8 protein-coding genes are annotated in these 12350 nt (G+C 69.8%); 5 read left to right on the top strand and 3 right to left on the bottom strand.

Features of this window, described 5'->3' with window-relative positions; genetic code table 11:
• Window positions 1-7 precede the first annotated feature (7 nt).
• The 4 genes from LZ199_RS14945 to nadD are packed head-to-tail and all read left to right on the top strand — an operon-like array spanning window position 8 to window position 3796.
• Complete coding sequence (locus LZ199_RS14945) at window positions 8-1312, top strand: adenylate/guanylate cyclase domain-containing protein (protein WP_253994355.1); 1305 nt, start codon at window positions 8-10, stop codon at window positions 1310-1312.
• 39 nt (window positions 1313-1351) lie between these two features.
• Complete coding sequence (locus LZ199_RS14940; protein ID WP_253994354.1) at window positions 1352-2533, top strand: exo-beta-N-acetylmuramidase NamZ family protein; 1182 nt, start codon at window positions 1352-1354, stop codon at window positions 2531-2533.
• A 16-nt stretch (window positions 2534-2549) separates the two neighbouring features.
• The gene (locus LZ199_RS14935) at window positions 2550-3221 is read left to right on the top strand and encodes a hypothetical protein (RefSeq protein WP_253994353.1); all 672 of its coding nucleotides are present in this window, start codon (window positions 2550-2552) and stop codon (window positions 3219-3221) included.
• A gap of 14 nt (window positions 3222-3235) precedes the next feature.
• A complete protein-coding gene (nadD, locus tag LZ199_RS14930) occupies window positions 3236-3796 on the top strand; it encodes a nicotinate (nicotinamide) nucleotide adenylyltransferase (RefSeq protein ID WP_323389670.1) in 561 nt (186 codons plus the stop codon).
• Between the two features lie 7 nt (window positions 3797-3803).
• On the opposite strand, the gene LZ199_RS14925 is transcribed toward nadD, so the two are convergent.
• Window positions 3804-7286: a hypothetical protein gene (locus LZ199_RS14925; protein ID WP_253994352.1), complete on the bottom strand. Its 3483-nt coding sequence runs from the start codon at window positions 7284-7286 to the stop codon at window positions 3804-3806.
• A gap of 94 nt (window positions 7287-7380) precedes the next feature.
• Here LZ199_RS14925 and LZ199_RS14920 point away from each other — a divergent pair, with 94 nt between their 5' ends.
• Entirely contained in the window at window positions 7381-8697 is a 1317-nt protein-coding gene (locus tag LZ199_RS14920) for a hypothetical protein (RefSeq protein ID WP_253994351.1), read from the top strand.
• Here LZ199_RS14920 and LZ199_RS14915 read toward each other — a convergent pair.
• Complete coding sequence (locus tag LZ199_RS14915) at window positions 8690-9601, bottom strand: DUF2520 domain-containing protein (protein WP_253994350.1); 912 nt, start codon at window positions 9599-9601, stop codon at window positions 8690-8692. The two genes, LZ199_RS14920 and LZ199_RS14915, sit on opposite strands and share 8 nt — an antisense overlap.
• 113 nt (window positions 9602-9714) lie before the next feature.
• Window positions 9715-12273: an AAA family ATPase gene (locus LZ199_RS14910; protein ID WP_253994349.1), complete on the bottom strand. Its 2559-nt coding sequence runs from the start codon at window positions 12271-12273 to the stop codon at window positions 9715-9717.
• Window positions 12274-12350: the final 77 nt, after the last annotated feature.

The following is a 12350-nucleotide window of genomic DNA, read 5'->3' as shown; positions in this document are numbered from 1 at the left end:
GCGCGCCTTGAAGACCGCCAACCTCGCCATCGTCTTCACCGACATCAAGGGCTTCACCGAGCGGACCAGTCGGCAGACGCTGGAAGAGAACCAGCGACTGCTGCGGGTCCACGGTGCCTTGCTGTCGCCGCTCGTCAAGGCGTTCGACGGACGCATCATCAAGTCCATCGGTGATGCGCTGCTGTTGACGTTCGAGTCCCCCACGCAGGCGGTGCTCTGCGGCATCGCCGTTCAAGACCGGCTGTGGCACCACAACCGCACCGTGGCGGAGTCGGAGCAGCTCCATGTCCGCTTCGCCATCAACGTGGGCGAGGTGCGGCTGGACAACAACGACATCTTCGGCGAGCCGGTGAACATCGCCGCGCGCGTGCAGGGACTGGCCGAGGCGGGTGAGGTGTACTTCACCGAGGCCGTCTACCTGGCGATGAACAAGGCGGAGCTTCCTTCGCGGGAGGTGGGCGCCTTCGAGCTGAAGGGCATCCCCGGGAAGATTCGCGTCTTCCAGGTGCCGCGCGCGCCGTACCGCGTGGAGGCGCCTTCCGCGGGCGCCATCGCCGAGGCGCCGGGCTCGGAGTCGATGCCGCCGTATGGCAACCTGGGCCTGTCGCGCGTGCCGGAGTCCGTGCTGCAGGAAGGGCCCGTGGATGTGGCCCTGCTGGGACAGCGGGCAGCGGAGCTGGGACAGCGGGCCGCCGCGGGCGCGGTGGTGCTGGGACGTCAGGCGTCGCGCGCGGGGCGCTCGTTCTTCGCGCGGATGCGGGACGCGATGCCGCCAGGCGGACTCCCGGCCGTGGCGCGGAGACTGGGCGAGCACCGCCGCGTGCTGTTGATGGTCGGAGCGCTGGCCATCGTCCTCGGCGTGGGAGTGGTGGCCTTCGGCGGCACTCCGGCGACGAGGGCCATCGACGCGGTGGAGAGCGCGCCCAAGAGCGAGCGCGAGCCGCTGGCCAAGGAAGCGCGGAGGCTCATCGGCGACGAGAAGGACACGGGGCGGCGTCACTTCCTCCAGGGGCGGCTGGACGAGGCGCTGGAGGAGCCCCGGCGTGCCCTCGGCGATTACGCGCGCGCGGTGAAGGCGGGCAGCTCCGACGCGGAGAAACGCATTACTCAGTTGCTGTCGCATCCCAAGTGCGATGTGCGCGCTTCGGCCGCGGAGACGGTCCGCTCCCTCAAGCTGGCGAGCGCGGTGGGAGCGCTGGAGGACCTGGCGGAGGACGGTGGGGAGGATGACGGCTCCGGCGGCGTCCTCGGATTTGGGAAGTGCGACTCGAAGCTGTCCGCCCAGAGCGCGCTCAAGAGCTTCAAGGATTGACGACGGGCCCGCGAGGCCTGTTGCGAGGAAGGAAGCGCCGTGACGAAGGTGAAGACGGGACTGGACGTATGGGTGGAGCAGGGCTTCTCGGCGCTGAAGGGCAAGCGCGTGGGCGCCATCGTCAATCCCACCAGCGTGGACTCGAAGTTCCGCCACCTGGCGGACCTGCTGTCCCAGGCGTCGGGCGTGACGCTGGGCGCGCTGTTCGGACCGGAGCACGGCGTGCGCGGCGAGGCGCAGTACATGGTGGCCGTGGGTGAGGCGAAGGACCGCCGCACCGGCGTGCCCGTGCACAGCCTCTACGGCTCCACCTTCGAGTCGCTGTCCCCGCGCGTCGAGTGGCTCAAGGGTCTGGACGCGCTCGTGTTCGACATCCAGGACGTGGGCAGCCGCTACTACACCTACGTCTACACCATGGCGCTGGCCATGAAGGTGGCCGCCAGGGCGGGCGTGCCCTTCTACGTGTTGGACCGGCCCAATCCCCTCAACGGCCAGGCGATGGAGGGCAATCTGGTGGGGGAGGGTTTCCGCTCCTTCGTGGGCCTGTACGCGCTGCCCAACCGCCACGGCATGACGGCGGGAGAGCTGGCCCGGCTGTTCAACGCGCAGGAGGGCTTCGGCTGCGCGCTGACGGTGGTGCCCTGCGAGGGCTGGCGCCGCGAGCACTTCTGGTCCGACACGGACCTGCCCTTCATCTCCCCGTCGCCCAACATGCCCACGCCGGACACGGCGCTGGTGTATCCGGGCATGTGCCTGGGGGAGGGGACCAACGTCTCCGAGGGCCGTGGGACGTGCCGCCCCTTCGAACAGTTCGGCGCGCCGTGGGTGGACACGGACGCGCTGCTGGCGCGGCTGGCGAAGGAGGACCTGCCGGGCGTGGCGTTCCGCGCCGTGGGCTTCACTCCGACGTTCGACAAGTACCGGGGCGAGTCCTGCAACGGGGCCTTCATCCACGTCACGGACCGGCGGGCGTTCCTTCCGCTGCGCACCGGCGTGGCCATCTTCCAGGCCCTGCACGACATCGGCCCGGGGAAGTTCGACTGGCGGGCGGACGCGTACGAGTTCGTCGAGGACGTCCCGGCGTTCGATTTGCTGTGCGGGACGGACCAGGTGCGCCGGGGAATCGAGGCGGGCTGGAGCCTGGAAAGGCTGATGGAGGGGTTCTCCGCCCAGGCGGAGCGCTTCGCCGGACACAGGGAGCCCTACCTGCTGTACGCTTGAGCGTGGGACTTTCCACGTGATTGGTGTCTTCTCCGACAGCCACGGCGACCTGCAAGCCTTCGACGCGGCCTATGCGCTGCTGCGCTCCCTGGGCGCGCGCCGCTTCCTCTTCACGGGCGCGCGCTACACGGACCTGGACGAGTGGTTGCTCTGGCGGCGGCAGAAGAGCCGGGGCGGCCGGGAGTACTCGGACGCGGACTTCCTTGCGGACGTGAGCCAGTGGCTCGGAAGCCAGGATGCGCTGCCACGCACTCCCTCGCGGGGCGCGGCGCCGGCGGACGTGGCCTCCGAGGAGGACCGGCGCCTGGTCATGGAGCGCTTCGTGCGGGTGCCGGAGCGCGAGTCGCTCCAGTACAGAGACCCTTCCATCAACAACAAGGCGATGGACCTGCTGGGCGACACGCTGTGCTGCGTGGTGCACGACAAGAACGACTTGACGCGCGAGGACCTCCTCAACGCGCTCGTGTTCGTCCACGGCAAGGACCCGGAGCCGAAAGTGGTCCAGATTGGTCCTCGCTACTTCCTGACGCCGGGACGATTGGTGGGCGCAGCGGAGCAGACGTGCGCGTTGCTGGAGAAGGTGGACCGGGACTTGCGCTTCTCCGCGTACCGGCTGGACGGGCACGTGGTGCTGGAGCCGCAGGTGCTGGTGCTGGACAAGAAGTCCCCGAAGCTGACCTTGAAGTGACGTGAGGCCCTGACGTGCAGGTCGCGCTCCTTGGAGGCTCGTTCAATCCGCCGCACGTGGGGCATCTGATGGCGGCCTCGTACGTGCACGCGACGCAAGGCGTGGACGAGGTGTGGGTGATGCCGTCCGCGCAACACCCGTTCGGCAAGCAGATGGAGGCGTTCGAGCACCGGGTCGCCATGTGCGACGCCATGTGCCGCGAGACGTCGGGCTGGATGAAGACGACGCGTGTGGAGAGCGAGCCCGGACTGACGGGGCGCACGGTGGATACGCTCGCGTTGCTGGTGGAGCGGCACCCGAGCGTGCGCTGGTCGCTCATCATTGGCAGCGACATCCTGAGGGACTTGCCCCACTGGAAGGACTTCCACCGCATCCAGGAGATGTCGCGCGTCATCGTGCTGTACCGCGCGGGCTACCCGGCGCCGGACACGGTGGGCCCGCCCCTGGCCGAGGTGTCCTCCACCGTGATTCGCGAGCTGCTGGCGCGGGGCGCGGAGCCGTCGGACCTGGTGCCTTCCGGCGTGTTGGCGCATGCCCGCGCCGCCGGCCTCTATGGCCTGGGGCGCGGGAGGTAGCGCGGGCCTAGAGGCCGACTCCGAACAGGTGCAGGTCGCCCAGGCCATCGTCGTAGCGACGGGCGAACTGGTAGAAGAGGGAGAAGGGCACGGCCTGCCCGATGGTGAACTGGAGTGACATGGCCGCGCCGAACGCGCCGTGGTTGTCCCGGTTGTCCGTGCGCGCCAGCGTCGCGAAGAGGTCCAGCTCCGCGTTGCGTACGAAGAGCGAGGGCAGCAGCCACAGCGTGGACGCCCAGCCGTGGTCGATGATGAGTCGGTACTTGTACGTCGCGCCGCCAATCAGCGCGTTCTTCGCGCGAATCGTGATGTCTTCATAGCCGCGCAGGTACTCACTGAAGGCGATGCCCGGCTGGAGCTGAAGCGGAAGGCGAGCCGTCTCCGTCGAGCTTCGGTTGCTGTACCAGACCTGCCCCGCGCTGAACCCGCCCACCTCGAGCAGTCCCTCGGGTGCCCCCGGAAGGTAGCGCCCCACCGCCGTGAGCTGGATGTTGTCCGTTCCGCTCCAGGGCCCGCCGAAGAAGCCGTCCAGGCCCACGCGGACGTCGCCCACCGTCGAGTCGAGCGCGAACGCTCCGGGATACACGGCGCCACTCACGGAGATTCCCAGGCCGCGCTGGAGGCCACCGTAGGACGTGCTGTCACCCGCGAAGTAGGACGCGGAGACCTCCGGGCCGATCAACCGCGTGATGAGGCGGGGGAACCTGCCGAAGGCGTCGAACTCGCGCCGCAGCGCCAAGACGCCAATGGTCACCGGCGTCGTCCAGAACGTGCGGGACGCGTAGGCCAGTGCCTGGAGGTCCGTGCGGTCGTTGTCCCGCACTCGTGCGACGGAGGCCTGCAGGTACCAGGGCGCCAATTGCGCGTTGCCGTACGCGAGCGACACGTTGGGCTCTTCGTCCTGCGTACTGTAGGTGAAGTTCAGCGCGTAGGCGTGGAAGCCGAGCCGATCCTGTCCCGCGAGTGACAACCCACCGCTGAACAACAAGTCATCCGAGTCCTCGTTCTCCGTGCTCTCCGTCGCGACCCACAGATACGGGAGTCGGAACTCGGGGATGAGGAAGCCCTCCAGCGTCGAGTAGGGCTCGTCGGTGAGCACCGTCACCGGCTTGCCCGGGTCGGGAGGCGGCGCGACGACGGGCGCTTCGAGAGCTCCCTCGGCCACTGCGATGGGCTCCACCGGAGGGGTGGTCGCGAGCGGTGAGGCCACTGGCGCGGGTGCAACGGGCGCGTCCGTGGACTCCGGCGGGAAGGCGGTGAAGCCTCCCGGTGCTGTTTCAGAAGTGCCCGGACCCTGGGCCGTTGCCCCGGAGTCCGGTGCGCCCGTGTCCTGTCCCGCCGTGGCGCTGGTGCCCGGGCGAGCATCGGGCGAGGTGCCCCCATCCTGTCCACCTGAAGGGCCCATGTCCGGGCGCACCGCGAGCGTGTCGGGCGATGCTCCCGCATCCGGGGTGCTCGACGAGGGCGTGGCGGGGAATGCCGACAGTGCCTCGGGCGACATGCCTGTGTTCGGCCCTCCAGGCGGCGGGGTGCCAGGGAAGCTTGAAAGCTCCTCGGGCGGAGGCGTCGTCGGGTCCGTCGGTGTCACGACAGCGGGCGCGGCGGTGAGCGGCGGCGGGCTCACCGGCGCCGTGTCTGTCCGCGAGGGCAGGGGGGCTTCGATACCGGGCGGGGCGGGAGGTGCGTCCGTGCTGGACGGCGCCACCGCGTTGCTCACCACCTGCTCCGTCATCGCCACCACGGGCGAGCGGTCGATGGTGAAGGACGTCCCGGCACGGTTCAGGAAGAGCACTTCGCCCGTGCCCACGGGGTTCACGTCCATCACCAGGTGTGGCGCATCGGTGATTCGCGCCAGCTCCCTCGTGGAGACCGTCATCACGTGTGCCTGGAGTCGTCCGGTGTCCTCGCGCAGGAACACGATGCGGTCCGCGTCCAGCCAGCGTGGCGAGTAGTTGAACAGCCCATCTCGCGTCAGCCAGCGCAGGCTTCCATCCTCCTCGCGCACCACCAGGTCCCAACCCTGGCTCCCCGCCATGGGGAACACCATCCGCTTCCCATCCGGTGACACCGCCGGAGGGCCCAGAGGGGCGCTCGCATCGAACTGGGTGAGCGGCTCCTGCTTCCCCGTCTCCAGCTCCAGCCGCCGCAGGTTCGCTGTGTCCCCCTCGACGCGGACATAGACATACGCCGCGCCATCCGGGGTGATGCTCCCGCCCATTCCCTTCACGTCATCCCAGACGCGCACGACCTCACCCGTGTGAGCGTCCACGCGCCACAGCTTCGCGTCGTACGCCCCCACCGCGTTCAGGTCCGCCATCACCAGGTAGAGCCACGCACCGTCCGAGCTGAAGGACATGCCGCTGACCAGCGTCGACGACCCCAGCACCCAGCGGCGGAAGGGCAGCAGCTCCACCAGGGGCCGCTCGAACCGCACGCGCCCGTCCGGCTCCCGCACCGTCAGCCGCGAGTACTGCTCCCGCCCCACGCTGACCAAGGCCGTCACGCCGCTCGACGGATGCGAGGCGAGCCGCGAGAAGTATCCCGCTTCGGGAAGCCAGACGCGCTGCGACTCCGGCCGCTCCCGCACGATGAGCTGCTCGTGCAGGTCCTTGCTGAACTCGGCGAACAGCGAGCCGATGTCTTTTCCATAGACGCTCTTGAAGCGCAGCGTCACCGCGATGGGCGGGATGACGGTGGTGCCCTGCTTGTCCACCAACTGCCACAGCTTCGCCTCGCCATACTTCGTGGCCAGGTACTCCACGAAGTGCATGCCCGTGAGGTAGTTGCCTCCAAACGGATCCAACGCCCGGTTCTCAGGAGACAGGTATCCCGGGTCCAGCTTCCCGTTCTTCGCCTGCACCACCGAATCGAACCAGCCCCGCCACACCGGACTGTGCGGCCGCCCGGTGTCCTTGCCGAAGCGGCCCTCGTAGTACGTGGCCAGTCCTTCCAGGAACCAGGACTCGGTGAAGGTGTTGGGCTGGAACAGGCCCCCCGTGAAGGTGTTGAGGAAGCCCCAGAGGCCGTTGGTCTGCTGGAGCTGGACGTAGTGCACGGCCTCGTGGCAGGCGACGTCGCCGATGTCCACTTCGCCCAACCCGAAGAAGTGGAACAGCTCCAGCGTCACGTGCGCCGGCACCACCATCTGCTGAGGAATGCTCGCGTAGTCCGGCACGACGTACGCGTTGTTGAAGTCCGCGCTCGTCATGTAGACGAGGAGCCTGTCCCGGGGCTCCTTCCGCCACGTCTGGGCGCGCAGTTGCGCCACGCAGCCCTCCAGCCGCGCCGCCATGCGCAGCGCGGGGCCTCGGAGCTGCTCCGGGTAGTAGAGCTCCAGGGACTCCGTCGTCAGCTTGCGCATCGGGTCGCGCGCGAACGACGTCTGGATGTCTTGGGGAAAACGAGGTGTGACGAAAGCACACCCCCAGCTTGTCAGCAGGAAACAGACGGCCACGGCATGCCAGCGCAAGCGCCAGCGGGAAGCAGGCATGCGGGCCATCCTACTGGCCACAAATCGTAGCCACGAACGCGTTTTTCACGGTAAGGGGAGGCCCACCGCTTCCCTTTCGATTTCGGATTCCTTCATGTCCCAACCGGAACCCCAGGCGCATCCTGTCCCCCAGCACGTCCACCAGGCGCAGCTTCAGGTCGCCGCGGCCCTCGAAAAGGCCGAGGGCAAGCCGCTTGACCTGGTCAAGGCCCCCTGGGCGGACGTGGAGAAGGCCGTCGCGAAGGTGCTCGGCGGCCCCTTCCAGGTGAACAAGCCCGAGCACCAGACCATCGCCCTGGGTCTGGCCGGCGCGTTCGCCATGCGCCTCATCCTGGAGCACAACGCGTTCTGGTTCCCCAACCGCGACTCCCCGGAGGGCGCCACCCTGGGCTTCCCGGAGGCCATCATCATGCTGTCGCCCTTCGGCGCGGCGATGGACGCACTGGGTCAAAACAAGCTGGCCCGGCTGGATGACCTGGCGTCGGACATCCGCCGCTCGCTGGGGCAGGCCCGCTTCGGCACCAACCCGGCCCAGGCCCTGGGCGGTCAGGCGCCGAAGCTGACGCCGGTGGACTACCAGCGCCTGTTCGACCCGGGCTTCCTCCAGTTCGTCGTCGTGGACCCGAAGAAGGCGACCACCACGCTGGAGACCAAGCCGGACGTGCTGGCGCGCGACGTGCGCAACGCGCTGGGTCGCGCGCAGGACCTCCCGGCCGAGGCGCGGCAGCAGTTCGAGGGGCAGATCGTCCAGTCCCTCCAGCGCCTGGACCCGAGCAAGACGCTCATCGAGCAGGCCGAGCGCGCCCCGCGACTGGCCGAGCTGATGGTCCACCTGTTCGCCACGGTGAACGGCACGGGCTCCGCGCCCGAGGACTTCTGGCACGACATCGTGCTGCCGCTGCTCTTCATCGGCGCGCCGACCTCCTTCCCGCCGCTGGATGAGGAGGAGATCGAGCTGTACCGCCAGGGCGCTGACGCGCTGCCGCTCTTCGTGGACGTGGTGCCGCACGCGCACCCGGCTCCGGACGAGGGCCTGCTGGGCGCGTTCGAGATGAGCGACATCGGCCTGCTGCACCCGGGCTTCGCTCGGGTGGGCGCGCTGCGGCTCATCCGCATCGACCCCACGCGCATCAAGCCGCTGCTGACCAGCTTCGACGCGGCCAAGCTCGGGGGCACCATCAAGGCGTTCGGCGAGGCGGTGGCGAAGGCCGCCGAGAAGCCGGTCAACGAGACGGCGCAGGGCAAGGAGATGCTCCAGGCCTCGCTCACGCTGCTGTCGGACCTGCAGCGCGGCGTGGCGTCGGGCCAGGGCGAGCTGTGCCTGCGTCGGCTCACGGAGGCGGAGGCCGCTTCGGAGCGCGCGCTCGGCTCGGTGCGCAAGGGCCTTCAGGGTTCGTTGATCATCACCTGAGTCGCAGCTCCAGCGCGGCGCGCGACTCGGGGCGCAGACGCTCCGAGGCCAGCTTCAAGGCGCGCCGCGACAGCAGTCGGTAGATGGGGGCGACGTCGTCGGGGAGGGCCGCGAGGTGAGCGGCCACCACGCCCGCGTCGCCTCGGACGATGGGTCCGGTGAGGCCTCCCGCGAGGCCCCGGGCTTCCATGCCGCGCAGGGCGGAGCGCATCAGCGGCAGCAGGGCCGGCAGGGCGTCCTTCGGGTCGATGCCCGCGGCACCGAGCGCAGCGACGGCGGCATCCGCGAGGGCCACCATGAGGCCCGCGCTCATCACCGCACCCGCGTGATAGGCGGCGCGGTGGCCCTCGGGCACTTCCAGCGTGTCCAGTCCCACGTCGACGGCCATGTGCCGGAGCACGTCGCGCAGAGCGCGCGAGCGGGTGCTGATGGCGGCGGTGTGGCCCGCGAGCGAGTCCCGGGCGGAGGACACCGCGCAGAGTGGGTGGAAGGAACCCAGCGCGCGGCCTCGCGGCGGTCCCAGGGCGTCGAGGGACAATGCGCCTGCGGTGTGCACGAAGGCGACGGAGCGGGGCAGGGTGGGGGCGAGCTCCTCCGCGACGCGTGAGACTTCGGCGTCGGGGACGCAGAGGAGCACGAGGCGCGCGCGCCGCAGGTCCTCGGGCGTCGCGGCCTTCAGGCCGAGGGCTTCGGCGCGAAGGCGTCCCTCTTCTCCGCGTGAATGCATGCGGACGGGCCAGCCGGTTGCGGTGAGTGCCAGGCCCAATGCGCCGCCGAGCCTTCCCGCTCCGATGATGACCACCGGTGGGCGGGTCGTGTGCGGCGAGGCTCTTCCGGCTCGAGCGGAAGCGGGTTTCCCATCTCCCTTTGCAGCACGGTTGCGTGAGGAACTCGTGCCCTGCATGGCAGCGGGTTTCCCAGCTCCCTTTGCAGCACGGTTGCGCGGGGAACTCGTGCCCTTCGCGGGAGCGGGCTTCCCCGCCCCGTTGCCACTCCGCGTCCGTGGGACGTGGGGACTCATCGCACCCGCTGGAACGCGAGCTGACCGGCGAGCAACGCGACGCGCACCTTGTCGCCCGCGCCGAACTCACCGGAGAGGATGCGCTCCGCGAGCGGCCCTTCCACCAGCCGCTGCACCATCTGCCGCATCGGACGCGCGCCAAGCTGCGGGTCGAAGCCGCCCGACTTCAGCAGGTGGCCCACCACGTCCTGGCCCGCGGAGTACTCGATGCCGCGCTCGGTGGAGAGCCGCTTGCTGCTCTCCTCCAGCAACAGCGTGGCGATGCGGGCGACCTCCTCCTCCTCCAGCGGACGGAAGGGGAGTCGCTCGTCGATGCGATTCCACAGCTCCGGGGGCAGGGCCTTGCGTGCCGCCGACGCCGCCAGCTCCAGCGCGTTCGTCGTCGCCGAGCCCTCCGAGCCGAAGCCCAGCGGACGACCCGTGCGGGAGAACGCCTCCGCGCCCAGGTTGGTCGTCATCACGATGACCGTGTTGGAGAAGTCGATGTGCCGACCCTTGCCGTCCGTCAGCCGCCCCTCCTCCAGCACCTGGAGCAGCAGCATCTGCACCTCGCGGTGCGCCTTCTCGATTTCATCCAGCACCACGATGGACGAGGGCCGCCGCCGCACTGGCTCGGTGAGCTGGCCACCCTCGCCGAAGCCCACGTAACCCGCCGGTGAGCCGATGAGGCGCGACACCCCATGCGCCTCCGACATCTCGCTCATGTCCAGCCGCACCAACGCATCGCGGTTGCCGAACAGCACCTCCGCGAGTCCGCGCGCCATCTCCGTCTTGCCCACGCCCGTGGGGCCCAGGAAGAGGAAGCTGCCCATGGGCCGCCGCGACGCGAAGCCCGCGTAGTTGCGACGGATGACCCGGGCGATGCGCGCAATCGCCTCTTCGTGCCCGATGACCCGCTCGCTCAGGTCCTGCTCCAACCGCAGCAGGCGCGCCGAGTCGTTCATCAACAGCCGCTCCTCCGGCACGCCCGCGAGCTTCGCCACCACCCGCGCCACGTCCGAAACCTCCACCACGTCCCGCCCCTCGCGGTGGCACCGGCTGCCCGCCAGGTCCACCACCGAGATGGCCTTGTCCGGCATGAACCGGTCCGTCACGTAGCGACTGGCCAGCGATGCCGCGGCCTCCAGCGCCTCCGGGCGATAGCGCAGCGCGTGGTGCTCTTCGTACCGACCGATGATGCCGCGCAGAATCTCCACCGTCTCCGGCACCGACGGCTCGTGCACCACCACCGGCGTGAAGCGCCGCTCCAGCGCCGGGTCCGCGCTGATGAACTTGCGGTACTCGTCGTGCGTCGTCGCGCCGATGCAGGGGAACTCACCGCGCGCCATCGCCGTCTTCAGCTCGTTCGCCGCGTCCTGCGGCCCGTCGCCCGTGGAGCCCGCGCCCACCAGGGTGTGAATCTCGTCGATGAAGACCATGATGCGGCCTTCCGCGCGGCGGACCTCTTCCTTCAACGTGTTGAGCTTCTCGGAGAAGGAGCCTCGCAGCTGCGTGCCCGCGACCAGCGAGGCCATGTCCAGCTCCACCAACACCTTCTCCGCCAGGCTCCCGCGCAGGCTCAACAGCCGCTGCGCCACGCCTTCGACGACCGCCGTCTTGCCCACGCCCGCCTCACCCAGGAGGCACGGGTTGTTGGTGCGGCGCTTGCCGAGGACGTCGATGACCTCTTCGATTTCCCGCGCGCGGCCGACCACGGGGTCCAACCGACCCTCGCGGGCCAGCTGACTCAGGTTGCGGCCCAGCGACGTCAACATCGGAAACGCCTTGGGGTCCAACGCCAGCGACGCACCTCGGGCCACCGGCGCGGGTGCGGGCGTCGGAGCGGGGCGCGCTACGGGCGCCGGAGGAGGAGGCGTCGGCGCGGGAGGCTGCGCCGCGCGGGCTACGGGAGCGGGCGCGGGCGGTGGCGGAGCGGCCTTGGGCGGGGGCGCTTGCTGGACCTCGTCGTCGTCCACGTCGATGAGGTCCCTCGGAGAGAGGGCGGGGGTGGTGACGCGCGGCGGCGGAGGCGGCAGCGGGGGCGGCGTCGGGAGCGTGCGCGGCAGGCTCACCGCCACGGCCGAGGCGGGCAGGGGAGACGGAGGCGCCCCGAGCGGTCGGGCAGGGACGGCGGGACGCGCGCCGAGCACATGCGTGCGGCCAGGCTGGAGCTTGCGCGGCATCCGCCCACTGACGAAGTAGGAGACCGCCGTGGTCCGCAGGGTCGCCAGATCCAGCCCGGTCTGCGTGAGCAGCTCCTGGGCGACGCAGCGCACCCGCGTCACCGCGATGAGCAGGTGGAGGCAGTCCGCCTCCTGGGAGCCACAGCTGGTGGCGATCTCCCGGGCCTTCTCCCTCAGCTCGCGGACGTGGCCGTCCGCTTCCGCCGGCGCGGCGGTGAGCAGGTGGAGGAGGGCATCCTCGTCCACGCCCCGCTCCTTCAGCAGGAGCTGCGCCCGGTTCTCCACCGTGAAGAGCGCCAACAGCACGTGGGCCGAAGTAATCTTCTGGGCCACGCTCCGGGCGATGTCGTTCGCTTCTTGGAGGACCTGGGCGAGATCCGTGCTTTCGACCATTCGAGCTCCGGCAAGCGTGCAGCCGAGCGGAATACACCCTCTCGATCCCGACGGCAAAATTTCCGCAACAGGTTGCT

Origin of the sequence: Myxococcus qinghaiensis, assembly GCF_024198215.1 — a bacterium.
In the GTDB taxonomy this organism is placed as follows: domain Bacteria; phylum Myxococcota; class Myxococcia; order Myxococcales; family Myxococcaceae; genus Myxococcus; species Myxococcus qinghaiensis.
The sequence above is the reverse complement of the archived record's forward strand: the minus strand, read 5'-3'. Positions and strand labels throughout refer to the sequence as shown.

Excerpts from the sequence above, each read along its gene's own strand:
- LZ199_RS14915 (WP_253994350.1), bottom strand. The coding sequence starts at position 9,601 with ATGCAGGGCACGAGTTCCTCACGCAACCGTGCTGCAAAGGGAGATGGG.
- LZ199_RS14910 (WP_253994349.1), bottom strand. The coding sequence starts at position 12,273 with ATGGTCGAAAGCACGGATCTCGCCCAGGTCCTCCAAGAAGCGAACGAC.
- LZ199_RS14920 (WP_253994351.1), top strand. The coding sequence starts at position 7,381 with ATGTCCCAACCGGAACCCCAGGCGCATCCTGTCCCCCAGCACGTCCAC.
- LZ199_RS14925 (WP_253994352.1), bottom strand. The coding sequence starts at position 7,286 with ATGCCTGCTTCCCGCTGGCGCTTGCGCTGGCATGCCGTGGCCGTCTGT.